The sequence below is a fragment of the Candidatus Bathyarchaeota archaeon genome (genome assembly GCA_026014685.1).
GTDB lineage: Archaea > Thermoproteota > Bathyarchaeia > Bathyarchaeales > Bathycorpusculaceae > Bathycorpusculum.
Genome location: JAOZHW010000001.1, coordinates 105,708 through 129,892, shown reverse-complemented (window position 1 = coordinate 129,892; position 24,185 = coordinate 105,708). Strand labels below are relative to the sequence as shown.

29 protein-coding genes and 1 pseudogene are annotated in these 24,185 nt (G+C 47.8%); 13 read left to right on the top strand and 17 right to left on the bottom strand.

What is annotated here, in order from left to right; genetic code table 11:
• Positions 1-8: 8 nt before the first annotated feature.
• Together NWE96_00705 and NWE96_00700 are read left to right on the top strand one after the other, a co-directional pair.
• Positions 9-452 carry a hypothetical protein gene (locus NWE96_00705; GenBank protein MCW3982497.1) on the top strand — a complete coding sequence of 148 codons (444 nt, stop codon included), beginning with the start codon at positions 9-11 and terminating at the stop codon, positions 450-452.
• Positions 453-567: 115 nt separating this feature from the next.
• Positions 568-735: a hypothetical protein gene (locus tag NWE96_00700; GenBank protein ID MCW3982496.1), complete on the top strand. Its 168-nt coding sequence runs from the start codon at positions 568-570 to the stop codon at positions 733-735.
• Positions 736-1,026: 291 nt separating this feature from the next.
• Here NWE96_00700 and NWE96_00695 read toward each other — a convergent pair whose 3' ends face one another.
• The 6 genes from NWE96_00695 to NWE96_00670 form a co-directional block, all read right to left on the bottom strand.
• Positions 1,027-1,800, bottom strand: coding sequence for a DUF2110 family protein (locus NWE96_00695; GenBank protein ID MCW3982495.1), 774 nt, complete (start codon positions 1,798-1,800; stop codon positions 1,027-1,029).
• The gene (locus NWE96_00690; GenBank protein ID MCW3982494.1) at positions 1,797-2,327 is read right to left on the bottom strand and encodes an HDIG domain-containing protein; all 531 of its coding nucleotides are present in this window, start codon (positions 2,325-2,327) and stop codon (positions 1,797-1,799) included. Before NWE96_00690 ends, NWE96_00695 begins: the two co-directional genes overlap by 4 nt.
• A 1-nt stretch (position 2,328) precedes the next feature.
• Complete coding sequence (locus NWE96_00685; GenBank protein ID MCW3982493.1) at positions 2,329-2,841, bottom strand: transcription factor; 513 nt, start codon at positions 2,839-2,841, stop codon at positions 2,329-2,331.
• 63 nt (positions 2,842-2,904) lie between these two features.
• Complete coding sequence (locus NWE96_00680) at positions 2,905-3,492, bottom strand: tRNA (cytidine(56)-2'-O)-methyltransferase (GenBank protein MCW3982492.1); 588 nt, start codon at positions 3,490-3,492, stop codon at positions 2,905-2,907.
• On the bottom strand, positions 3,461-4,702 hold the full coding sequence (gene hflX / locus NWE96_00675) for a GTPase HflX (GenBank protein MCW3982491.1): 1,242 nt from the start codon (positions 4,700-4,702) through the stop codon (positions 3,461-3,463). The genes NWE96_00680 and hflX overlap by 32 nt, the downstream gene beginning before the upstream one ends.
• An 11-nt stretch (positions 4,703-4,713) precedes the next feature.
• Entirely contained in the window at positions 4,714-5,244 is a 531-nt protein-coding gene (locus tag NWE96_00670; GenBank protein MCW3982490.1) for a multiprotein bridging factor aMBF1, read from the bottom strand.
• Positions 5,245-5,751: 507 nt separating this feature from the next.
• On the opposite strand from NWE96_00670, the gene NWE96_00665 reads away from it, so the two are divergent.
• The 4 genes from NWE96_00665 (at position 5,752) to NWE96_00650 (ending at position 8,584) form a co-directional block, all read left to right on the top strand.
• A complete protein-coding gene (locus NWE96_00665) occupies positions 5,752-6,618 on the top strand; it encodes a cytochrome c biogenesis protein (GenBank protein MCW3982489.1) in 867 nt (288 codons plus the stop codon).
• A 133-nt stretch (positions 6,619-6,751) separates the two neighbouring features.
• Positions 6,752-7,219, top strand: coding sequence for a pseudouridine synthase (locus tag NWE96_00660; GenBank protein MCW3982488.1), 468 nt, complete (start codon positions 6,752-6,754; stop codon positions 7,217-7,219).
• Positions 7,220-7,262: 43 nt separating this feature from the next.
• The gene (locus NWE96_00655; protein MCW3982487.1) at positions 7,263-7,628 is read left to right on the top strand and encodes a nascent polypeptide-associated complex protein; all 366 of its coding nucleotides are present in this window, start codon (positions 7,263-7,265) and stop codon (positions 7,626-7,628) included.
• Positions 7,629-7,750: 122 nt separating this feature from the next.
• Positions 7,751-8,584, top strand: a complete 834-nt coding sequence (locus tag NWE96_00650) for a hypothetical protein (GenBank protein ID MCW3982486.1) — start codon at positions 7,751-7,753, stop codon at positions 8,582-8,584.
• Between the two features lie 266 nt (positions 8,585-8,850).
• On the opposite strand, the gene NWE96_00645 is transcribed toward NWE96_00650, so the two are convergent.
• The 3 genes and pseudogenes from NWE96_00645 to NWE96_00635 all read right to left on the bottom strand — a co-directional run bounded on the left by NWE96_00645 (position 8,851) and on the right by NWE96_00635 (position 9,642).
• A complete protein-coding gene (locus tag NWE96_00645; GenBank protein ID MCW3982485.1) occupies positions 8,851-9,129 on the bottom strand; it encodes a DUF190 domain-containing protein in 279 nt (92 codons plus the stop codon).
• A 57-nt stretch (positions 9,130-9,186) separates the two neighbouring features.
• A pseudogene (locus NWE96_00640) lies at positions 9,187-9,285 on the bottom strand (CrcB family protein).
• A 69-nt stretch (positions 9,286-9,354) separates the two neighbouring features.
• A complete protein-coding gene (locus NWE96_00635) occupies positions 9,355-9,642 on the bottom strand; it encodes a hypothetical protein (protein MCW3982484.1) in 288 nt (95 codons plus the stop codon).
• Positions 9,643-9,927: 285 nt separating this feature from the next.
• Between NWE96_00635 and NWE96_00630 the strand changes: the two genes are divergently transcribed.
• On the top strand, positions 9,928-10,176 hold the full coding sequence (locus NWE96_00630; GenBank protein MCW3982483.1) for a hypothetical protein: 249 nt from the start codon (positions 9,928-9,930) through the stop codon (positions 10,174-10,176).
• A gap of 325 nt (positions 10,177-10,501) precedes the next feature.
• Here NWE96_00630 and NWE96_00625 read toward each other — a convergent pair whose 3' ends face one another.
• Positions 10,502-11,125, bottom strand: a complete 624-nt coding sequence (locus tag NWE96_00625; GenBank protein MCW3982482.1) for an NTP transferase domain-containing protein — start codon at positions 11,123-11,125, stop codon at positions 10,502-10,504.
• A complete protein-coding gene (locus NWE96_00620; GenBank protein ID MCW3982481.1) occupies positions 11,122-11,952 on the bottom strand; it encodes an adenosylcobinamide-GDP ribazoletransferase in 831 nt (276 codons plus the stop codon). The genes NWE96_00625 and NWE96_00620 overlap by 4 nt, the downstream gene beginning before the upstream one ends.
• A gap of 68 nt (positions 11,953-12,020) precedes the next feature.
• Here NWE96_00620 and NWE96_00615 point away from each other — a divergent pair, with 68 nt between their 5' ends.
• From NWE96_00615 to NWE96_00590, 6 genes are all read left to right on the top strand, one after another.
• Positions 12,021-12,947, top strand: a complete 927-nt coding sequence (locus NWE96_00615; protein MCW3982480.1) for a GDP-mannose 4,6-dehydratase — start codon at positions 12,021-12,023, stop codon at positions 12,945-12,947.
• Positions 12,944-13,846, top strand: coding sequence for a UbiA family prenyltransferase (locus NWE96_00610; protein ID MCW3982479.1), 903 nt, complete (start codon positions 12,944-12,946; stop codon positions 13,844-13,846). Before NWE96_00615 ends, NWE96_00610 begins: the two co-directional genes overlap by 4 nt.
• Positions 13,846-15,390, top strand: a complete 1,545-nt coding sequence (locus NWE96_00605) for a radical SAM protein (GenBank protein ID MCW3982478.1) — start codon at positions 13,846-13,848, stop codon at positions 15,388-15,390. Before NWE96_00610 ends, NWE96_00605 begins: the two co-directional genes overlap by 1 nt.
• A gap of 122 nt (positions 15,391-15,512) precedes the next feature.
• Entirely contained in the window at positions 15,513-16,595 is a 1,083-nt protein-coding gene (locus NWE96_00600) for an inositol-3-phosphate synthase (protein MCW3982477.1), read from the top strand.
• A 367-nt stretch (positions 16,596-16,962) separates the two neighbouring features.
• Entirely contained in the window at positions 16,963-17,382 is a 420-nt protein-coding gene (gcvH, locus tag NWE96_00595) for a glycine cleavage system protein GcvH (protein MCW3982476.1), read from the top strand.
• Positions 17,383-17,392: 10 nt separating this feature from the next.
• Entirely contained in the window at positions 17,393-18,739 is a 1,347-nt protein-coding gene (locus tag NWE96_00590; GenBank protein MCW3982475.1) for an FAD-dependent oxidoreductase, read from the top strand.
• A 204-nt stretch (positions 18,740-18,943) separates the two neighbouring features.
• Here NWE96_00590 and NWE96_00585 read toward each other — a convergent pair whose 3' ends face one another.
• From NWE96_00585 to NWE96_00560, 6 genes are all read right to left on the bottom strand, one after another.
• Positions 18,944-20,143 (bottom strand): glycosyltransferase family 4 protein, encoded by a 1,200-nt coding sequence (locus NWE96_00585; protein ID MCW3982474.1) that lies wholly within the window; start codon positions 20,141-20,143, stop codon positions 18,944-18,946.
• On the bottom strand, positions 20,133-20,765 hold the full coding sequence (locus tag NWE96_00580) for a glycosyltransferase (GenBank protein ID MCW3982473.1): 633 nt from the start codon (positions 20,763-20,765) through the stop codon (positions 20,133-20,135). The genes NWE96_00585 and NWE96_00580 overlap by 11 nt, the downstream gene beginning before the upstream one ends.
• A 9-nt stretch (positions 20,766-20,774) precedes the next feature.
• Positions 20,775-21,026 carry a hypothetical protein gene (locus tag NWE96_00575; protein ID MCW3982472.1) on the bottom strand — a complete coding sequence of 84 codons (252 nt, stop codon included), beginning with the start codon at positions 21,024-21,026 and terminating at the stop codon, positions 20,775-20,777.
• Positions 21,027-21,082: 56 nt separating this feature from the next.
• Positions 21,083-22,624 carry a DUF5752 family protein gene (locus NWE96_00570; GenBank protein MCW3982471.1) on the bottom strand — a complete coding sequence of 514 codons (1,542 nt, stop codon included), beginning with the start codon at positions 22,622-22,624 and terminating at the stop codon, positions 21,083-21,085.
• 178 nt (positions 22,625-22,802) lie between these two features.
• Positions 22,803-23,468, bottom strand: coding sequence for a 7-cyano-7-deazaguanine synthase QueC (gene queC / locus NWE96_00565; GenBank protein MCW3982470.1), 666 nt, complete (start codon positions 23,466-23,468; stop codon positions 22,803-22,805).
• A complete protein-coding gene (locus tag NWE96_00560; protein MCW3982469.1) occupies positions 23,450-23,956 on the bottom strand; it encodes a QueT transporter family protein in 507 nt (168 codons plus the stop codon). The genes queC and NWE96_00560 overlap by 19 nt, the downstream gene beginning before the upstream one ends.
• Between the last annotated feature and the right edge of the window lie 229 nt (positions 23,957-24,185).

Genomic DNA, 24,185 nt, shown 5'->3' with positions numbered 1-24,185 from the left:
GAAAAAGCATGCAAAAAACAAACCAACTAGCCCTATCCGTATTAGCCGCCGTCCTGCTAAGTAGCGCCCTTTTTTCAGTGGCGTCAGCACAGGAAACAGGCACCATCGAACCAGCAGCACCCGACCCCTCAGCGTTACCTGAACCCTCAGTTGACGCTGACGCTGCAGCTAAAGCCGCCGACGGCAATGTTTCTTCAGGTGATGGCAACGCAACCGCACCTGACACCCCCGTTGGCTATGGTGACGACGTAATTTACACTATCCAAGGCGACGACGCTAAAGCAATGGTTCCGGGCGCTGAAGACGCAAACCTCCTATCCGCACAAGCCACCCCCGACTACTCAATGGTTTTCGCTGCAATCGGCATCGCCATACCCGTTATCATAGGCGCTGCACTCGGCTTAGTCGTTCACCACCGCAAACAAGCAGTCAAAACCCAAATCGCTGCCTAATTTTCCCTCTTTTCTTTTTGCTGTTGCTGGAAGGGTACAGTCACATATTCTTAAGAGCAGTCTGCCCGCATGGAATGGTAATTATGCAGTCAAGTGTCCAGTTGGAGGTGACTTGATGCCGAAAAATGACCAGAAAAACCTAAAACGCACCGCTCCACGCGTAACCGTGCCTAAACCAGAAATAACGAAAGATAAAAAATTCAAGTGTCCAATCGACCAGGAAGTCTACGACTCGAAAGCTGACTTTGAAGCGCACTGTAAAGAGGAACATGACGTGCTTTAAACCGCAATCTACACTTCTTTGACTGAGGATAGAAGCGGTAGTTTGCAGTTCCCTGATTTTATCTGATGGCTTCGTCTATTCTCGAGTCGCGCCTTGTTCGGGTGACTTCTTTGAAGAGTTCTAGGCATTCTTCTTTGGTGGGTGCTTCGATGCCTATGCTGCCGTAGGCGCCGATGTCGATTCGGTATTTTCTTCTATTGTCTCCTCTGTCTGTTGTTTGTGTAATTTTCCCCTCTCCCTTCTAGTTAACAGATTTTATTATACTAATTCGTCTAACTATTCTGCACCCAATTATAAGCTTAATCCCTGTCCACCCACAAAAATCAGGCTCCGCTCCGCATTAAACACCACAAAAACAGCATTCCGCATATAACGACCCACCCGCGGAACCAAACCTCGCGCATCTGTCCCCAACTTGCACGTCAAAGCAAACTCAAAAAACCCCAACTGCTCCACATCAATCACATCACGGTCAAGACGCGTCCGCTCCAATGTAGAGGTAACTAACTCTTTAGGGGCACGCAAAATGATTAGCCGATCCAGAAGAGATTGCTGCCAACCTTTGAGCTTCTCCACTTGCTCTGAGGAAAGTTCAGCCGTTAAGCTCTCCGCCTCTTTTGAGGTAACTTTGACACTGATTGGCATGCCTTCTGCGATGCCGTATGCTTCACCGATTGCTTTAAGCCCCGCATCTTTGCCTGTAGAGAGTTGAGATCGCAACGTCACCAGCGGTAGAGTTGCCTGAGTAACTTTTGGCTCAAAAACCCCGACATCCACCGTTAGCTGTCCCCTGCTTTCATCAACCTTTGAAACATAACCTCGCAGCACAGAGCCGACTTCGATGTTGTCGAGGCTGACGGGGCAGGTTCCAATCTCTTTTCGGGCGTAAGCAGCCGCGATTACTTCGTCTTCGCCTTCGAGGAAAACCTGAACCCACTTGCTGACGGGATTGGCAACAACTTTGGCTTCTACATCTAAGTCTTTGAATTGTTCTTGCAGAAGCTCATCTACCTGTCTAAGTTGCCCTTCATTGAATGCCTTAACAAATAACGTTAAGTTCGTCATGGGGTTTCGCCTAATAGGTGTGTTATTTCGTTGTGGAGGTTTCTAACTCTTTCTGCAGCTTCCGCCATACCCTGCTTTTGGAGGCGTTCGATTTCGGTTTCAATCGGCGCGACTTTGTCGTGGTCTATGCGTTTGTCTGCGTAGCATACGATTTTTTCTTCTATGGTTTGAGGCATATAGCTGTCTTTAGGCCAGCCGAGCCATTCGGCTTCTTCTTCAGTGATGCCTGCGCCGACATGCCGCTTTATGATGTTAATTATAGATTGAGGTAAACCGATTTGCTGCGCAATTTGGGCACCGACCAATGAGTGGTCAACATGGTGAGTCTTGGAGCGCCCAATGTCATGCAGCAATGCACCTGCTTCCACCAATTCTAAATTGACCTTGACGCCTTTTGCCTGCAGTTTACTTCCGATTTCCAGCGCAAGCTGAGTTACGGCTAAGCAGTGGTTTATGACTTGGGGTGGGCAGTTGTGGTCTTTGAGAAGCTGGATGGCTTGCTCCCTGCTCGGAAGCCGCTTGCTCACCTTACTCGCCTAGTTCCTTGCGTAAAATTTCCACTTTCGCAGAAAGCCGCTCAATCATAACTTCGTTTGCAAAGTGCACCAACGGTTTGCCGCATCCACTACAGTGAAACACTAGTTCGACTGCTTCTTCGAAGGGAATGCGTTTGCATTCTTGGCTGCCGCAGTAGTAGAAGTCATGGTTCTTTTCGTAATCTAGCCGTACGTTAAGCTTTTCGAGTACGCGGCGTTTTTGGCTTAGAATGAAGCCTTCAAGTTGGTCAGGTTGGAGTTTCCAGTGGAATATGAACCAGCCTGTTTTGGGGTCGCGGGTTCTGCGGAGGCTGACTAGTGAGTGGTCGTAGAGTTTGTAGAGGATTTTTCTGACACTGTTTAGTCGTATGCCTGTTTTGTTCGCGATTTCGTCGTCAGTGATTTCGTCTACGCCTTTTAAGTGCTCGATAAGTTTAACGGCGTCTTCTTCACCTAACGCCAAAGCCACCTTAGTTAAGGTTGAATCATCAATAGTCGATAACATGCTCTAAAGTCCTTTTGATACCATAATACTGCATCTTGCTAAAATAAAACTCTTCTTGCGAAGCTAACTCTTTTCTTTTGAGGTTTTAATTAGCTTACCCCGCGCTTTAGGTACGATGGAGATTTTGGCTCTTTCGAAAGGTTGAGCCAGTTCTTTGCCTTCAAAGTAGCGATCCAAAAAAATCGCCAACGCCGAACACTCCGAATGCGGCTGATTTCCCACCGCAACGTTGAAGTCTGATACTTCTTCGGAGTAGAATTCGCCTGGAACCTTCTGGCTGCCAACCAGCAGCATAACATCTTTGCCCTGTGCCTTGATTCGCTGTATGACGTCGCTGGTTTGGATATTTTCGCCGTATGCGGTTAGGTGTACGATGATGCCGCCTTTGTTTTTCCATTCCCTAACCGCCTTTTTCCAAGGTGTGCCCATTTCGAAGTGGAAGTTGCCGCCCCAAGCTTTGCTGATTTTGGCTATGGTCTCTTCGATGTGGGGGTCGGTGGTGTCGGCAAGAATGAACCCAGAAGCACACAACGCCCGAGCAGTCAAAGCCACATGCGTCGTCAACCGCACATCTCGCTGCACACGGTGCCCCCAACGTAGGACCACGATTTTATGGGGGTTACTGTTTGGGGGGGAGTTGGAATTTTCCATTGAGGTCTTGCACTTTCCTTTTCACTTGCTCCATCACCGAGGGGTTAGCTTCAAAGCTTACGTTGACGGAGTCGTTTGTGAATTCTTCTTTGTGGATATCTGCTTTCTGGTGAAGCCACGAAATAAACGGCATCACGTTACCTGAGAGAGGTATGCTGAATTGGGCGGCTTGATAGTTTTCGAGGACGCGCAGGATGTGTTTTTTTAGCTCTTCAAGGTTGATTTGACGTTTCGCGGAGAGCATAATGGGGTTTTTGACGTATCCCTTGAGGGCTTCAAGCTTCTGCAGGCGTTCTTCGGGTTTGATGAGATCGATTTTGTTAAGCGCAGTTACCATGGGAATGCCTGAGGCTCCAAGGCGGTTAATTGTGTCAAGGCACACATTGTTCTTCTTTTTGATGGTGTCAAGAGGCTCACTGAAATCAACCAAGAGCACGATTAAATCAGAGAATATGGTTTCTTCCAGCGTCGAGTGGAACGCCTCAATCAGCGCGATGGGTAAACGGTCGATGAAACCCACAGTGTCGGTGAGAAGGAATTTGCGGTTAGAAAACTCTATCATACGCGTCTGCGTCGATAATGTAGTAAACAGGGACTTGTCAACTAAGGCGTTTTCTGCTGTTAATGCGTTGAAGAGGGTGCTTTTGCCTGAACTCGTATACCCGGCCAAGGAAACGGTGAGGAAACCTAACTCTGTGCGTCTTTCCCGCTGCAGAACCCTCTTTTCTCGGATACGTGCAAGTTTTTTGCGTATGGTTTGAACCTGAAGTTTTATTGCATCTCGGTAAACGTCTGCTTCGTAGGCGCCTAAACCCATGAAGCCGGGTTGTTCGCTGCCTTTGGAGAGGCGGACTTTTTCTCGGGCATGCTTAAGCTCGTTTTGCAAGGTAGCTAGCTGAATTTGTAGTTGCGCCTCTGTTGTGGTGGCGCGTCTTCTGAAGAGTTCCAAGATAAGCTGGAAGCGATCCATGACTTCGACACGGGTGGCTTTGGCTAGGTTGTAGTTTTGGAGTGTCCGCAGAGGGTTGTCGAAAATTATTTTTTCAGCGCCTAACTCTTGCACCATCTTGGCGAGTTCTTCCACTTTGCCTTTACCAATCTGGTAGCGTGCGTCGGGTCGTCTTGTCTGCTCCATTTCACCGACGATAACGTAGCCCGCTGTTTGAGCTAAGCTCTTGAGTTCAGGTAAACTGGATTCTTCACGGTTCAATCGTCGCTGGACTAAGATGGCTTTCGTTTGCTGGAAGCCTCCTCATCTGCTTTACTCATATCGATGAGGTCCCCCAAAGTCAAACCTTCACCAGCCACCTTCTGGGGTACTGCTGCCGTGATTTTTTCATCTGCGATTGGAACCATAAGCTTGATTTTTAGGGCATGCTCCAAACGACCTGCAAGCTGATTATTAGGCGCTACCTTGCCGGTTTCAATGTGCCGTAGCAGTGAGGCTTTTTCGTTGATTTTTTTGCCTAAATCCTCATGTGAGAAACCCAGTTTTTCGCGTGCCACACGGATTTTAGTGGCGTAGTCATCGACAAGTTCGGTAGTGATTTGCACCTGCGCCACTGGAGGCTTCTTCATAATCGTTGGGATTTTGGTGTAGGATTTGGTTGGGCTGGGCTGCGAAGCCGCCGCGTCTGCGTAGACGATTTTGCCGTGTTTGGAGCATTCGACGCAAACGGTCAGGGTTGCACCTTCGATGTTGGCTCGTATGGGGTCGGAGTGGATTTTTCTACCGCAAACTTCGCATCGCATATGAACATAGACACCTTTGAAGTGACTTATTGATGTTATGTTTATCAAAGCTTTCGTTTAAGGTTTAGTTTTCAATATTTAGATGACCTATTAAACCTGATGCATAAAGAGCTACTAACTCATCTATGTTTATTTTTGCTATTTGTGTCCTTCTTTTCAAAAATCAGCTGTTGCAAGAACATATAAAAACGGGGCTTTTAATTTCAATGAAACAGGACAGCCATAGAGACGGGCAAAATGCGTGGTCATCGAACATATTTTCATGATAGATTTTCCTACATTCTATTAGCTGTTATGTTGACGTTATTTGCTTCTCTGTTTCTAGCTCCTGCTTTCTCTATATCATCTAACCCATGTAGCAGCTGCCATGGCAACGCGTATAACCAGCAAATAGATTTCGTTGAAACCGCTGCTCAGAACAATGTTCCTTCATCTATTCAGGTTGGTCAAACATTAACTGTAACCGTTGTGCTTCAAAACATAAACAATTCCCCAAAGTATACCCAGTTGTCAAATGTAGCCGCAACCTTGTCCTCGCAGAATAACCATTTTTCAGTATCCAATCCAACCTACAATATTGGATCACTACCAACTGGAACCGCTACCGCAAGCTGGCAGATTACAGGCACATCTGCAGGCACGGATCAATTGATAATAACAGTTTCTGCCGTCAACACGCATAAAAATGTATACTTCACTGACTCTTATTCGCCTAATCCCTCAATAACCGTAACTCAATCAACATCACCAACTCAGCCAACACCGACAGACAACCCCACAGTTACTCCTACCCCAACGCCGACGGCACCACCTAATAGCAATCCAACTGTTCAACCAACCTCGAATCCAAGCCAAACCGTAACACCTCACCCAACTAACACTGCTACCTCAACCCCTACAGCCACAAGCCAACCAACCGAACCCCCAACTCAGACTCCAGCCCCAACAGCATCCCCCTCAAACGGAAACTCAACAAACCACCTAAGCGAATTAAACTCAAACATGCTCTATATACATCCACCTTTGTCAATCGCAAGTTACGTCTTCATATTTCTATTAACTGGGCTAATTGTCAAACAAGGAAACAAAGTTGGCAAATGGACAAAGATTTTAGGATTAAGTGCGTGGGTTTTGACTGTTTTGGGTTTGGTAACTGGGATGATTTGGGCTCAAATTGCTTGGGGGAGCTACTGGTCATGGGATCTAAAAGAGATTTTGACCCTTGCGCTATTTTTGACTTTAACTGTGGCTCAAATAGCGTACTTCCATGGAAAACAGAACATAAGCAAATGGTTACTCATAACTGCTAGTGCATTAGTCGTAGTCAACATACTTAGCACCTTCATCGTTTCTGGGCTGCACTCCTTTGCATAACCCAAAGGCTTGGCCACCAAAGTTTGTTTATTAGCACGCGGGGTTAGTTTCGTAGAAACATGACAACAAGTCCAATTTTTATTACATTATGTTTATAGCTGTTGAATCAAGGTAAAGTAACGATGAATTAGGCATGGAAAACGCTAAAGAGAAAGTCAGAGCCATCGCGGATTACCAATTCGGCAAAGGCGTCGGAGCCAAACTCTTCCCAGACGACATAGAAATCCAACTTTCCCCTCGAACAGGCAGAATTCGCTACATCAACCAAAACGGAGAACGCCTCGCCACCCTGCGCCCCACCGACGGCTTGCTCTCTTTAAGCATAAAAGCCGCCCAAACCATAGCCCAAAACATACCTGAAGCCAAATGCTTCGTAACCGTCCAAAACGACGTAGCACCCTACATCGCTAAAGGCGGAGATGTGTTCGCCGTTCACGTGGTGGCTGTGGACGAAGAGGTCGGCGCAAAAGACGAAGTCATCACAGTAAACGAAAACCGAGAAGTCCTCGCAGTTGGACGCACCCTGCTCTCAGCACCCGAAATCCGTGCGTTCAAAACAGGCGTCGCCGTCAAGACACGACACGGCAGCAGGGAAAGTTAAGTATATCAAGTTGTAGCGTAAAATATGGTTAAAGGCGAATTGTATGCATAGGCGCATGAATCCCCGCGAACAGAGACGCATGATGCAACGTATGGGCATGAACATGGACAGCGTGGCAGACGTGCAGCAAGTCATCATCCGCACCGCAACCAAAGACATAGTCATCGACGAACCCGAAGTCGCGATTCTGCAGGTTCAAGGACAAAAAATGTATCAAGTCATAGGTGGACAAGTCAGCGAACAAGCCCCCTCAGCCCGAGGAGCCGCGGCGCCTGCGAAGCCGTCTTTCAGCGAGGAAGATGTGCAACTTGTCGCTGATCAAACAGGCAAAAGCCTCGACAAAGCCCGAGAGGCACTGCGAGACGCAGACGGCGACTTAGCCAAAGCGATCCTGCTGCTGCAATCCTAAATTTTTCTTTCAAACCCTGTTTTTCCTATTTAAACCATTTTAGTCCAGATTTCTTGACTAACTTTTTGTCAAGAAACCTATACAAGAACCCTTTAATCACGTAAAAAACTCATCAAATAACCATGACAGCCGCTAAGGAAGGGTTCCTATTTCTCCTTACCTTCTTCTTAGCGGCTACCATTTTCCTCCCACCCCAGATGGCTTCAGCAGAGACTAAAACGTCTGCGCCCCAATTCGCTGTAAGATACATTGACAACTCATACGATGTGCCCTTAATCACCAAGATTGTGACAAATCCCTACACTGGAGAGCCCCAAACCGTTACGGAAGGCGGCAACCACGTTGATAACAGAACCATCGAGATAACAATCGCTAACCCATCAACAATTAGCGACCGAACCTGGTTCCATTATAATTTGCGGGTGAAAGGCCATTATTCAAGCGAGTGGACTACCTTGTTTGGGGCAAACGACAGCTATGCACCTCAAATGTCGGACTCAGAGTATACTACATTGACTTTTTTTGGTTCTGGTGCTGATGGGTTCTTTGGTCCAGAAGGCGCCAAAATACCTGCACCTATGGGTGGTGTGGTTGACTTCCAAGTAGCCGTTTTAGAGCGGTCAGTAGTAACCTACGGGGATGCGCATGTCCAATTCGGCTGGGGATACAAATATATCTATACACAGATAAGCGACTGGAGCAGTACTCAAACCGTGACCATCGGCGACAGCCAACCAACCCAGAATCGGGTGGTTCCATCAGTCCCCGCGCAAACACCATCAACACAAAACCCAACTTCCATCGTACCATCAACTGCGCAACCGAACAATGAAAACGGATTTCTAGTTGGGTTAGGCTGGGAGAGAATCGCCATTATCGTTTTGGCTGTGTTTGTTGGGGTGTTGGTGGTTTTGGTGGGTGTGCTGTTTCGCAAGGTATCGAAAAAGAGCGGATAATGCTCGGTTCTGCTTGCGGATTATGCCACAACCAGTTTGCCGTCGCCAAAGCCAACCAAACCAAAAAAGCAACCCGCAACCCAAGCCGCTGGTTGTTGTTGTGTATAGGGCTTTTTCTGCAACAACAACTAAAGAAAAGCCAGTTTTGGCTTACCTCCTTCACAGTAACCAGCGATTTAGCTGCTTTAAATAAGGGAGGGGAGGTCAGCACTGAGACGTCGCGTGATGGCCAACTATATGATGTAGGTTTCTTGTATGGTTACCAGTCAGTTGTCGCCGACGATGTGCTTCAAATCGGGCAGCAGCGGCTCAAGCTTCTCCTGGCTATCCACAACCTCGATGATTAGGGGCATGTTAACTGTGAGGCCTTCCCAATGCAGCGTGGATTTTCCCCGTTTCCCGAAGCCGTTCACGCCTGTCCAGACTGTGGCGCCTTCAACGTGGGCTTTCATGAGGTAATCCATGATAAGCTTCTCGAGGCGTTTACCGCTCACTTCATCGTTCCGCTTTATGCGAATAAGTAGTTGCCACATTTTTTGTCGCATTAAACTATACTCTCCATTACCAAGTTGCCTACTGCTCTGCCTCCTCGATAAGCCCACGTTCGCTAGGATGTTTAGTATTAAGAGGATAAATTGGTTGTTTTCCAGCAGGTTCGTGGTTTCCAAAGCGAAGGAGGACATGGTGGTGAATGAGCCGCAGAAGCCGACGGTGACTTAGCTAAAGCGATTTTGCTGCTTCAATCTTAACTTTATATTTTTTAGAAATCGCTATGGGAACTGAAAGAGGAGTTTATCTCCCTCATAGAGCTTTGAGGAGCCATTACATACAAACTGTTGCCCCGTCACCACAGGCAGCGTGGTCATGTTGCCGTCTCGAAAAACCAGCGTGAGCGTAGTGTTCTGTCCGTTCCACTGCATCGTATAGAGGCGCTGAATGTGGTCGACTTCCATGACTTTGGGGTTGGGATTAGGGTTTGCTTGATAGGCGGTTGCGACTGTGCCTACGATGATGCCCGCCAAAAACGCTACCGCGATCCAGATGTATGCTTCTCTCATGTTCTCCACTGCCAAATACGGTTTTGATTACGTATCTTGCTTAATGACTGTTTCGATAAAGTCTCTTTTTTGTTGCAGCATGCAGTCACAAGGGTTTAACACTACAGGTTCAGTCAACCCCTCCTGAAAATGGACGTGTATATAGAGATGCGCGCTCAAAAAACCGAGTTACCTAAAACCATGGAAACCGACGAATTAACCACCTACGAAGCCACATGGGGCGAGATGCATGTGTAATACGATGTTTTCAAGAAACGCTTCGACGTAACGCCTTACCTCAAAGGTTTGCCCAACGACCGCGACCCCTGCCCACATTGGGGAATAATAGTCAAGGGCAAGGGAAAAATCAGCTACGACGGAAAAGAGGAAACCTTCCAAGCAGGAGACGTTTACTATGCTCCGCCGGGGCACACGGGCGTTTTTGAGGAGGGCACGGAGCTCTGGGAATTTAGCCCACAGGATAAACTGCAGAAAACCATGGAAGTCATCAGTATGAATATGGCGGCGGTGCGGAAAGCGACTCAGATGGTTTAGTCAAGGAATTTGGACTAAGTTTAGTCAAGAAACCTGTACAAGAACGCATTAATTGACCTCAAAACCCAGCTTTAAGTATGAAGGCGGCTACTAAGAAGAGTTCCTGTTTTCTCCTTATCTTCTTAGTAGCGACTGCCTTACCCCTCATCGGGGGCGCTTTTCAGGAAGGTATCAGAAAAGCCCTGCAAGGTTGCGGAATGAGGATACAACCCGTTGCTATAGAAAAGAAGCGTCTCTGGTAAGAGTGTTTAGAAGAAGAATTTGTTCTTTATATAAGGGAGGGAGAGAGGAGGCAAAGCAAAATAAGGGTCTATAAAAATCGCGCCTACTCCTTTTTGGTTTTGCTCATTAGGTTTTGGGCTACCTCAAGGTCTTTGGTTGTGTTGACGTTTAGGACGACTTCGGTTTCCTCGGTTATTATGGCTGCTGTTTCGATTTTGCCTTCACCCAAAGTTTGTCTACCGTTTATGATGTTGACGCCTGAAACCGCATACCACACGCCCTGGTACTCGTCAGTGCTGGAAATCGACAATCCCAAAGCTTGCCGCTTCTCGATGGGCACAAACACCGCCAAATAGTCTTTTCCGCAAACCTCAAACTCGCTGACCACTCTATCCAGAACTTTGCCCGTTATGGCCGGCACATCAGACGGCATCGTCAAAACCGCCCCCATCCAACCCAACTTCGAAACTGCTTGCTTCAAATCGTCATGGTAGCCTTTTGCGTCTGTGCGCAGCACTTTCCAGCCCTTGCTTTTGCAGTGTTCCTCCGTTTTAGGCGTATTGGCGCTTGTGATAACGTAGAATTCGGAAATTTTTTTGGCGTTTAGGACTGCTTCGGCGACCCAATCAATCAGTGGTTTCCCCAGGAAAGGGAGCATCGGTTTCTCTGTTGGTAACCCCATTCTGCTGCCTCTGCCGCCTGCCATAATCAGTGCTGGAACCTTCAAGCCGCCACCCCCAACATCAAAACCACTGCAAACAGAAGCAAAGTAACCGCTCGTGCCACTTCGTTGGTTGCTCCAATCATGTCGCCGCTGACTCCGCCAAAGACGCTGTTTGAAACTTTATTCATGACCAACGCCACTGGAACACTGACAAACACTAAGGCCACTGCTGCCAAACCGAGCAGCGGGTGACCTGTAAAGTAGAAAACTGGGTAAACAATCAAGACGGAAAGCAGGTATGCGACTGTGTTTAGGTTTTTTTTGGCTTTTGCAAGAAAAATCGAGCCCAACCCTTTATGTGAAGGTTTTCCAATCCATACAATCGTCACCATCGCAAGCTTAGCTGAAACTTCCGCCAAAACAATGGCTGCAAAGGCGAAAGCGGGGTTTATCAAGAACAAGCCTAAAAACGCCGAAGCCTCCACAGCCAACGCCAAAACTGCGCCTGCACCTGTTACCGTCCAAGCATGCGCTTTCATTTTTCGCTCGTGCAGGTTGCGTAAGCCGACTGCGTTGCCGAGGTCGATTAAGCCGTCGAAGTGTTGCAGTCCTGTAAGTACGAGCAGGAACGCGATGGTCATGGCTGCTGGAATTGCCGTTGACAAGAGCGCAATGTGTAAGGCGATGTAGGAGTTTGCTAAACCCAGCAGAAACGCCACGATGGCGCTGGAAGCTAAATAGTATAAGCCGCCCAGTATCCCGATTAAGCCGCCGACGACGGGGAAAAGCCACATGTTTTGGGCTGTGGTGAAGATGAAGTCTTCTTTTCCGCCCACTGGGATTATGGTTAGGAAAGAAAGTAAATCCCTAAAAACTTTTATAGCTTTCATCGGCGACATATACCTACAACTCGCCTGTAAATAATATATAGGCTTTATCGTGACTTTGAGGGGCAAAAATGGAAGGGCAAAATGTGCTGGTTACTGGCGGAGCAGGCTTCATAGGTTATCATCTCTGCAGTAAACTTTCAGGCTTAACGGATAAATTAACGATTTATGATAACCTGTCAAGCGGCACCATGCAGAACGTAAAAGATGTTCCAAGGGCGAAATTCGTTAACGGGGACATCTTGGATCTAAAAACCCTCTGTGACCTGCCTAAACAAGATGTAATCTACCATTTAGCCGCTCAAGTCGTCGTCGGCTACTCTATGGAGAATCCGCTGGTGGATTTCGAAACCAACGCCAAAGGTACCCTCCACGTGCTGGAAAAGGCACGCAAAGACGACGCCAAAGTAGTTTTCGCTTCGTCTGCAGCAGTTTATGGAAACCCAACTGTTTTCCCCACACCTGAATCATACGGTTTTCATCCCTTCTCTTGTTACGGGTTAAGTAAAGTCGTCGGCGAACAATACTGCCAAATGTACAAAGAGCAATACGGTTTAGAAGTCGTCATAACACGGTTCGCTAATGTCTATGGGTTGCGTTGCCACGGCGTCATCCATGATTTCCTCGAAAAACTCGCTAAAGATCCAGACAAACTTGTAATTCTGGGCACAGGTAAACAGTGCCGTGACTTTGTTCATGTCTCTGATGTTGTAGCGGCGTTGATTCTTCTGGGCGAAAAGGAAGGAATCAATGGTGAAGTTTACAACTTGGGCTTAGGAAAAACTACTTCTATACTTGAACTCGCTGACCTTATCTTGTCAATCCTTAACCTTCAGAACCGAACGAAAGTATCCACAACAGGCGTCTCATGGCAAGGTGACGTAAGTAAAATATGGTTCGACATAACCAAATCCCAAAAAGAACTTGGCTGGACACCCAAAGTCACTCTCGAAGAAAGCATAAAAGAAGTCATCGCTGACAGGAAAATAACGATATGACCGCCCCCTCGCGAGCTCGAGGATTAATCGCGTTACTGCGTTTGCCTTATTGGATGATGACTGGCGGCTTAGCAGTTTTAACCGCTTTTGCCATACTCAAAGGTAACTTTGCAGATATCTCAACTACATTGGGCAACGTCAACGTTGGGGTTGTTGCATTGTTGGCTTTCTTTTCCATGTCTTTTATCGCTTCAGGCGGATTTGCCATAAATGACTACTATGACCGCAGAAGCGACGCAATCATCAAACCTAAGCGCCCCATTCCATCTGGTGCTCTCTCCTACAAGACGGCTGTCCTCATTTCAGGGATATTCTTCGCCTTAGGGTTAATTTTGTCTTCATTGATTAACTGGCTTAGTTTCGCCATCATCGCAGTTGATTCACTTCTGCTTCTGTTTTACTCTTATCTAATTAAACGCAAATCAGGGTTCGCCGCTAACCTGCTAATGGGTGTCCTAACTGGCACAGCTTTCCTCTTCGGCGAAGCAACATTCACAGGCAAAGTAAGTTTTATCTCGCTAAGTCTCTACCCCATCGCTTTCGGCACCATAGGCGGCAACATCCTGCGTGACATTTTCAGCGTGGAAGGCGACGCTAAAGTTGGTTACCCAACTTTACCTCAAAAAATCGGCAACATCAGCGCTGCAAAAGTGGGCGGAGTATTCTTCCTCTTAACTGGATTACTTGCACCGTTACCTTACTTCCTAGGAGAATTCACTGTTTACTATTTGCCTCTAATTCTGATTTGGAGTGCTCTGCTAATCTATTCAGCACTTCGCCTGTTTACTTCCGCCAAGACCCTTAAGAGCATCAGAAAGTACGAACGCATCGTAACCATGTCAATGATGTTGCTAATTTTGGCGCTGATAGTTGAAGCAATCCTTGGAGTGCTACTATAGTGAGTGAAACAAAAAGCATTTGTCCTGAGTGCCAAAAGAAAATCGACGCCCAACTCCACAACAACAGTGGTAAAATCCAAATAACCAAACAATGCCCCGAACACGGCGAATTCAAAGCCACCCACTGGCAAAGCCAACCCATCTTTGACCACATGCAAAAATACGACCAATTCCAGTACCTCGGTGACCTTAACGCACCCAAAAACCCTGAAGGTTGCCCCTATGTTTGCGAAACCTGCAAAAACCACGCGTCAGGCACAGTTATCGGAGTAATCGACGTAACCAAACGCTGCAACTTCCATTGTGCAGTTTGTTTCTCCACTTTTCCCGGGCAAGGTGACGATTACGAACCCACCAAAGAAGCACTCATCGACATGCTGGAATTCGCGGCTAAAGCCAACCCGAAACCGCCAGCGATTTTGTTCAGTGGTGGAGAACCGCTTGAACGGGAAGATATGCCTGAAATAATCGCCGCTGCACACCGCCTAAAATTTATGACCATTTTGGCGACCAACGGCACCCACTTGGTCAGCGACGAAGGTTTAGCTAAGCGGCTAAAAGATAATGGGTTAAACATCGTTTACCTTTCTTTCGATAGTTTTCATGAGGAATTTAACAAGAAAGTCCGCGGGTTACCCTTGGTGGACATTAAGCTAAAAGCTATCGAGGTTTGCCGAAAACACGACATGGAAGTGATCTTAGTCAACACACTCATGAAGAGCCTCAACGACAAAGAAGTCGGCGACATGATTCGCTTCGCAGCCAAAAACACCGACATCGTCCGCGGCTTAATCTTCCAACCCATCGCTTTCACAGGAAGAGCCACAGAGAACCCGTTCCGAGAAAACTTCCGCGAATGGAGCTTCGCCGAAGACGTAGAGAAACAAACACACGGCGAAATCAAAACCACCGACCTGTTTCCCATGTCCGTGATGACTTCCCCCATCAAAATCATGCGTAAATTCATGCAGAAACCCTGGCCGCTTTTCAGTTGCAGCCCCCAATGCGGCATCGTCAACTGGGTTTACGTTTCGCCGAAGAATGGCAAAATGTTCCCCATCAACCGCTTCGTAAACTTTGACCGCTTCTTCAACACCATACGCAAAACCGCTGAATCCGCTGAATCAAAAAACAAAATGCAGCTGCTTTCCTCGCTGTTTATGGGCTCCATGATTTCAATGAACATGTTGCTGGTTACCAAAGAAGTCGGCACCTTCACATTGATGAAGAGTATTCTGCAGATGCATGTTGCGCCTTCGTATAAGTCGCTGGGCAAAATCCGCCGTCGCATCTTCCTGTTGGGTTGCATGGCCTTTATGGACAGCTACAACTTTGATGTTAACCGCGTTCGCAGATGTGTCGTACACTACATCACGCCTGACAAAAAAATTATCCCCTTCTGCGCATACAACAATGTTCACCGGGTCGCCATCGAAAAAGATTATGCTGAACGCCAAAAGAAAGCCGCACTACAGCAACCTCCAAAACCCCCGCAAAAACAGGAACTCCCCCCTATTGCATCAACAAAGAAACGCAAAAAATAACCTGCTTCTCTGCAGCCTGTAGATAGGGATTTCTTTATCGATGTATGTTGAAGGTTGGGAAAAAGTTATAGAGCACGCAAACATTAAGCCATACCAAAATAACCTATTGGATGTAACCTTTCATGCCAGAAATTCGCGTAGCAATCGTTGGCGTTGGCAACAGCGCATGTGCCCTCGTACAAGGAACCCAGTACTATAAAGACGCAAAAGAAAACGAATCCGTCCCAGGCTTGATGCATGTCAACTTCGGCGGCTACCACATCCGCGACATACGCTTCGTCGCCGCGTTTGAAGTAAACAAGGATAAAATCGGCAAAGACCTATCCGAAGCCATCTGGGTTAAACCCAACTGCTGCGAAAAATTCTCAGACGTCCCACACCTCGGCGTAAAAGTCTCACCCGCCCCAATTCTTGACGGCGTTGCACCTCACATGCGTGAAACCTTCAACGTCTACGATGGCAGCGCAACCAAAGAATCCGTGGTTCAAACTCTCAAAGACGCCAAAGCAGAAATCCTCGTCAACTATCTCCCAGTGGGCAGCCACGACGCAGTCCGCTTCTACGCACAATGCGCCATAGACGCAGGATGTGCTTTTGTGAACTGCATGCCTGAATTCATCGGTTCTGACGCCACGGGTGAATGGCCCAAAAAATTCGAAAAAGCTGGGCTGCCCGTCTTAGGCGACGACATCAAAAGCCAAGTCGGCGCAACCATCCTGCACCGCACCCTTGTCAAGCTTTGCCTTGACCGAGGCGCAATCGTAGATGAAACTTATCAGCTTAACCTCGGCGGCGACACCGACTTCCAAAACATGACCGTTGAAAACCGCCTTAAGTCAAAACGCATCAGCAAAACCGAAGCAGTAACCAGCCTTGTACCGTACAATTTGCCTACTAGAATAGGACCCAGCGACTTCGTTCAGTTCCTCGGCAACAAGAAAATCTGTTACCTATCGATTAAAACCCGCGCATTCGGCGACCGCCCCATAAATATAAGCGCAAAACTCGAAGTCGAAGACTCCCCAAACAGCGCAGGCGTAGTAATCGACCTTATCCGCGCAGCAAAAATCGCATTGGACCGCAAAATCAGCGGCGCATTGCTCAGCATGCCCTCATACGCCTTCAAGCATCCGCCTAAGCAGGTTCCCGACAGCCAAGCACGCCAAGACACCGAAGACTGGATCGCAGGCAAACGCGAAAGATAAACAAAAAATTTTTGCCCAAAAATGGGCTTATTCTTCTAATTCCTTCTATATAGCGTCAACTTTTTTTGCTAAGTCGCTGACTGCGTTTTTTATTTCTGCAAGTTCGCTGTTCATCTGAAGTTTAGCATTTGTTTGCGGGTTTTTCTGTCACATGCCTTCTAACCCGAACGTTACGGCGAATGTGATGATGAAACCATAAAACATGCAGACTCGCAACGATGTCTAAGTAAATGTTTTGCCGCCAACATAGAGGTACATGGCTAATTTACTGTTCCCCCATAAACCAACTAGACACTTGCACAACCAACAATCGTTAAACCTTTTATGTCTGAGGCGAAATTGTTACACAAAAGGAAGGTCACAGATCATGGTAAAAGTTGAACAGTACGAAGTGCCAGAAGGACTCTACTACACCACAGACTTCGCCTGGGTCAAAGTGGAAGGCGACAAAGTCCGCGTCGGCATAACCGACTACGCCCAAAAATCCCTCCGAGAAATAGTCTACGCCGAACTCCCCAGCGTCGGCACAGAAGTAAAACAGAAGGAACCATTTGGAACGTTGGAATCCGTCAAAGCGGTATCTGACTTGGTCTCAGCCATCAACGGAACAGTTGAAGAAGTCAACGAAGAAGTCCAATCCAAACCCGAAACCCTAAACGAAGACCCATACGGCAAAGGCTGGCTACTCGTCGTCAAACCAAGCAACCTACAAGCTGACCTAGCAAACCTCCTCGACTTCGACAAAGCCGTCGAGTGGCACAAAGCACAAGTAGCAGGTAAATGCTAAGGCGAAGCGGATGGCAAGGCGCATAATCATCATCGGCGCAAACGCATCAGGTGTAGATGCAGCTTCTGCCGCACGTAAAAAAGACCGCACCGCAGAAATAACCCTAATCTCACAGGAGAAAACTGCAGGCTACTCCCGTTGCGGACTGCCGTTTGTCATCGCCGGACACATCCCAAGTTTTAACGAGCTGGTAGTTTATCCACCTGCATATTTCCAGATGCAAAAACTCAACCTGCGCCTAGAAACCAAAGCCACCGCAATCAACACCAAAGACAAAACCGTCACAATCCAAACCAAAGACGGCGCAACCGAAATCCTCCCATACGATGTCTTAGTAATCGCAACCGGAGCCGATCCATTCATGCCGCCAATCAAAGGCAGAGAAAAACAAGGTATCCTTAGCTTACGTAGCATAGAAGACGGAGAACGCATCGACGCAGCGGTGAAGGCAGGCGCCAAATCCGCAGTTATAATGGGTGCAGGCTTAATTGGACTGGAGTTAGGTGTGGGTTTGATGGAGCGTGGCCTCAAAGTCACCATCGTGGAAATGTTGCCTCAGATTCTACCGCAGCTCCTCGACGCAGATATGGCGAAGCTTGTGCAGCAGCATCTTGAAGAAAAAGGCATGCAAATCTTACTAAACAAAACCGTTGAGGAATTCCTCGGAGACGACAAAGTCACCGCCGTAAAAGCAGGCGGAGAAATCATTACAGCAGACATGTTCATTAGCGCGTTTGGCGTGCGCGCCTCAACCAAACTCGCCTCAGACGCAGGAATTCCACTGGGCGAAACTCGTGCGATTAAAACCAATGGCCGCATGGAAACCGAAGTCAAAGACGTCTACGCAGTGGGCGACTGCGCGGAAGCCCCAAACATCATCACCCACAAACCCGTCTGTCCACAACTAGGCACAGTGGCAGTGCGGATGGGAAAAGTAGGAGGCGCAAACGCAGCAGGCGATTACTCGCTTTTTGGAGGCGTTTTAGCTTCTGCGGTTACCAGACTCTTTGAAATTGAAGCAGGCAATACGGGTTTAACTGAAACCGCAGCACAACGGAACCGAATCGAAGTCGTCACAGGCGCAATCAGCAGCAAAACACGCGCCGACTATTACCCAGGCGCAACCCCAATAAAAGTTAAGCTCGTCGTAGAAAAAGAAAGCCAACGCATCATTGGAGCGCAAATCGTAGGTGGGGAAGAAGTCACGCAGCGCATAAACTGCATCAGCTTTGCCATACAAAAAGGCATGACCGTGCGCGAGTTGGCAAAAGCCGATACCGCATATGCGCCGCCATTAAACGAAACGTGGGAGCCGATGGTTTTAGCGGCTGAAATGGTGCTTATGAAGCTCCGATGAAGCGGCTTTGCTGTGGCTCCTCGCTATTTAAGGGGTGACGGTTCCGTGCCCGAAACTGCGTAAACTACGCTTTATAACGGAGGGGAGAGAGGCGGCAAAGAACAGCGTGGTTCCAACATGTGCGGTACAGAATCATGTGGTTATGCGATTTAGAGAAAAAACGTGACAGAACCTCAAGGATTTTTTTGGCTTGTATTTCTTTGGCTATGCCCAAAAACTCTTTGAGTACTCGCCTAAAACTCCTTCATAGATGCGCTTGGTGTCCTGAGCGATTTTTGCCCAATCATACTTTTCTTGTATTCGGCGATAGGCGTTTTCCCGCAGGTACCTGGCGTAGCCTTCGTCTTTGAGGACTTTAGTTATGCCCCAAGCCAGCGAATCAGGGTTGTTTGAGTAAACCTTTACGCCTGTCACGTCGTGTTCGATGATTTCTGAGAGGCCACCTGTGTCTGAGGCAACTACGGGGCTTTTTGCTGCCATCGCTTCCAAGGCCACGATACCAAACGGTTCAAACAGCGACGGCACAACCGACACATCCGCGCATTTCTGTAATCTAAACAGGTTGGCTTCATCCATGAAGCCTTCAAAGAGCACCTTATGCTCCAACCCCATGCTGCGGACGATGTTGAGGAGTTGCTCTTTCATGTAGCCGCTACCGACGATTATGAATTTAGCGTTAACTTGGCTGAGTATTTTGGGTACCGCGTTTATGAGGACATGTATGCCCTTCTCGTAGACTAATCTGCCGACGTAGAGGACGATTTTTTCTTCAGACAAAGCAAACTTGCCACGGAAATCTGAGGGCACATCAACGTCGTAGTTCTGTGGGTTCACCCCGTTGGGCACCATAACCATCTTGTCGTTAGGCAACCCAAAAACGTACTTGACGTGGTTAATCATGTAGTCGCTGCAGCAGATAACCTTCCACGCTTCATAGGTGAGCCAAGCTTCGGTTTCATGTATCATTTTCTCAGCAGTCGTGTTAAGCCCGTTACGTCTACCCATCTCAGTGGAATGCATAGTCACCAAAAGCGGCTTACGGAAAATATGCTTCAACCCAATGCCCGCATCCGCCACCAACCAATCATGCGCGTGGATAAGGTCGATTTTGCTGGAGATTTTCTTCATAAGCGCAGCCGTTTCCTTCTGCATGTTCATGTTCATCAGGTAAACCCACGTGGCGAAGTCAGGCGAAGGGTTCTTGTATGAGTCGATGCGGTAGACTTCTACGCCGTCGACGACTTCGTGTGCGGGGGCTCCTGGGAAATCGCAGGTTACCACGTAGACTTTGACGTCTTGTTTAGCGAGGTGTTTGCTTAAAAAGTAAATGTGAGGCGAAATGCCTCCGATGACTCTGGGCGGATACTCCCAACTTAGCATCAACACGGACAGCTTATGTGCCATTCTTCTTCGCCTCCACAACAGCGCTGTAGACTCTCAGAAAGTCACTTATGCCACTATCTGAGTTAGGGGGAATAACCGAAATTTTCTGGGCGGGCACCTGATATATTCGGGCAACTTCCTCTTTCATCCACTCCGACTTCACAGTAACAGCGTCTGCTTCATAAAAGCCGAGCCACTCTATACTTTTAATCGCTAAATTGTAAGAGGAATTTGCAGTAGGCGAACGGTGATCCTCCAAACTCTCAACCGAATAAACAAACGGAATGCCTAAACCGTTCTTGAGGGCAACCGCCGCAGGGATAAAGTGCCAGTCAAAAACGTCTATAAGATCGATTTTTTTGCCTGAACTGTAGTAAACATTTGCTGCGGCGCGTTCAACCTCTTGATTCAACGTAAGCACCCATGTTAAGACGCCGATGTGTGTTTTCACGGGGTTAACTACCCGGATAGCTTTGACCCCACTGGACTCTTTGGCTTCACTCATCGTGTGCTCATCATAGGTTACAACGTTAACTTCCACTTTGTTTTGGGCAAGACCTGTTGCTAATGCCTTAACGTACTCGGCAAGTTGACCCACCACTCGAGGCGGATACTCCCAAGAAAAAACGATGGCACGCAACATAACGTTTCACTAAGTAAACAGCGAGCAGACTTTGATTATTCCTCGTCCATTCAAGTAGTAACGTTTCTTGCCTTCGTTGTCTATGAAACTTTCAGCGAACCCTTCCGACTTGTATTGGTCAAGGATGCCTTCGATTTCGTTTTGGTCTCTCTGCAACAACCGCGCCACTTCCTCGCCTCGCCGCGCCAAATCAGCCGCGGTTGCGCATAGGTTATGGAGGGTTTGCAGGACTTTGTCGGGGAACGGCAGTTCTTCTCTCATATCTATGTCTCCGTGTCACCAAATAGTACAGCAAATCAGCTATTAAACCGTTGCAGCTACGCAAGTTTAGTTGCGTCAGTGACTTCCTTGCTCTGAGCAGCAAAGCGTTCCTTGATTACGGCGACGAGGGCTTTTCGCAGTTGTGCCCCCTTTTCTTTCTTCAAAGTTTTAATTCTAGTCGCTAATTGGGGGTCTTTGAGCGAATGCCGCACCCAGCTCTCAAAGTCACCGTTGCCCACATGAAACTCAAGCGCTGCAACATCGACGGTTTTGATTGCCTTCAAGAATCCTTTTAGGCTCCACGCGGAAACGCCAGTGTAAAACTCTTTCCCGCTGTCGGTGTGGAATAGGAAAGGCTCGTTCGCCGTCAAAATTGCCAGCCGAAGCCGCGCCTCAAAATCGTTAATCAACGTCTGCGCTGCCACGAAGGCGTCCATGGGTGACTCGTATGGGCTAAAGTAACTGTGCACTTCTCCCGGTCCGCCTCCTGCAGTGAACATGTAGTAAAGGTGGTCGCTGGTTTGGAAGTCCCGCCACAAACGCAGAAACTCTTTATCGTCTGCTTCCTTGACTAGCGGTTCGAGTCTACGCAGAGTCGTATAGTAAGCCCACTGCATGACGTTGCCCAGCCAACCTGATTGGTCACGCTGGATGTCAGCCCAAGAAACCGTGCCTTGCGATTCAGGCACATCAACTTCCCCTGCTGAAGCGTGTTTGTCGACGACTTCTGAAGGGGTCACCATCTGCAAGTGGTCATATTTTAGGATACAGTCGGGGAGATGCTGGAGGAAACTGTGGATGCCTGTCTCTGGCCAGTGGTGTTCGCCGAAGGTTTCGTAGTCGGGGAAGATGTTTATGACTTCGCCTTTAGTGGTCGCGAGCCAGTTTGCGTATTTGTCGGCGGTTAAGGGCCACTCAGGCCACCACCGAGCTGAAAAGCGGAAACCAACATCATCAGTTAACTTGTAGTTGCGGAGTAATACACGAATTTTCTTTGACCCTTTAGGAGTGTAGATAAAGTTGGGGGATTTTTCGCCCAAAATCTTCTCCACCCCCTCAGTGTAGATGCCCTTATACCCCATGTCTTCCACCGTTTTGGCGATAGTATTGTTATAGAGCAATTCGGTGTTCTCAAAAACAGTCGGGGTGTAACCGAGAAGGTCTTTGACGGTTTGCTTGTGCAACTGTGCTTGAGCGATGAATTCTTCTTTTTCAGGGTACAAGCTGGCGATGGAGTGATAATAGGTCTGGTTTAGGAACTCCGCACTTCCAGAGGCAGCAAGTTGACGGAACGACTCCAGCAGGTCTCTGTCAAACATTTCGCATTGCTCTAAAAAGACTCCAGAGAGGCTGAAAGAAAATTTAGCTTGCTTTTTACAGTGTTTATGTCTGTCTATGGTGTCGAGGATGATTTGGTTTGAAGGAAAGTAGCATTTACGTGCTGCACGTTTAAAGATTTCTTTGTCGACTTCGTGGTCGAAGTAGTAGTTGAAGAGTTCTTCTTTGGTTTGGCGCCGAAAAACTTTTCCTTCCCAAAACAGGTTCCGCCGCAGCCGATGTGGCTGGTGAACTTCAAACACAAACACAACATCCGTCATAAAGTGCCCTCTAATCATTCAATACAAAGAAGGTGAGCTATTTAATTTGTTGCCCAACAGTGTTCCATGAAGCTTTTTAGGAAAAATAAAATCCCTTCAACACCACAAATTCAATGCTTACAAGAAGAAAAATAAGCTAATTGACTGCTTTGAGTCAAATAATTTTGTGGTTCTCACCCTAAACTTCGTACCCAGTTGGGTCAACTACACCTGCATCAGCAAAGGCTTTTTTGCGGTTCACACAAGACTCGCATCTGCCGCAGTGCACTTCACCATCACGGTAGCAAGACCACGTCAACTCGAACGGCACACCCAACTCTACACCCTTACGGATCAGCTCCGATTTTTTGCTGCCGCTAAACGGTGCTTTGATGGTGATCTCTTCACAGGTGCCCAATCTAGCGGCTTTTTCGAAGGCTTCGTAGAATTCTCTGCGACAGTCGGGATAGAATGGTTCATCGCTACCCTGCGCCCCATAGAAGATGTGTTTTGCTCCGACAGTGACTGCGTACGCGACGGCTGCGGAGAGGAAAATTGCGTTTCGAAAGGGCACGATGATGGGTGCACTGAATTCCGCGGTCAGGGGGATGTCGCGGTTGACAAGCGAGGTGGCGCCGCTGAAGATGTCTTTGAGGGCTGAGAGGTCAATGATTTTGGTGTTTGCTCCAAGTTTTTCTGCGATTTTCTTGGCGGCCTCTGTTTCTTTGACGGCGATTTGGCCGTAGTTGAATGTTATGGGGTAGATTTGGTATCCTTGAGCTTTAGCCCAATACGCAACGGTTGCCGAGTCGGGACCACCGCTAAGTACAACGACACATTTCTTTTCTAATTTTTCCCCAACCATCTTTGGAGGACTCCTGTTCTTTTCAATATCTTAAAAACTGGCCAGCCGACCAATACGCTTGCGATAATGTTTCCTATGGCTACATAGACGATTGTGAGCAGCAGGGGCAGGTCATAGAGGTATGAGAGCATCCAACCAACAGTGACGCCGATGACAGCGGAGTATGCTAGGCATGTTGCAATTACGGTGTAGTCGTTTTGGGTCCGTTTGTAAACATAGTAGATAACGTACGCCATGATAAATGAGGGTATGGTGTTGAGTAGGTCGAGTAAGCCTGCGGTGGAGAACATGTTAGCGATGAATACGCCGAGTGTGTGACCTAAAACTCCTGCGACGCCAAGCAGGGGAATTGTGGCTAGTAGGGCATCTGCGATGCGAACCTGAATAGGTCCATAAGAAAAAGCTCCCAGAACAACTACTAGCGTCGCATACAATGCAGCATAGACTGATATTATAGCTAAGTCTTTAGTGTGTATTTTTAAGTTCATTTTTCTCCCTATCCCGGGTTTTATATTTGATTGGCGGAACGGGTAGGAGATTCCACTCACCCGCCAATGCGCCATACACACCACGCACTTACCTAAAAACTTTTAGCTAAAGCCGTCTTCGCGTGGTTTTTGCTCAGTTTGCATTCTGAGTCTTGGTGTTGTTTTTAGCGGTATGGAGCGGTGATGGGCAAAAATGAAAGTTAGTGTAGCTTGATATATTATGCCTCTC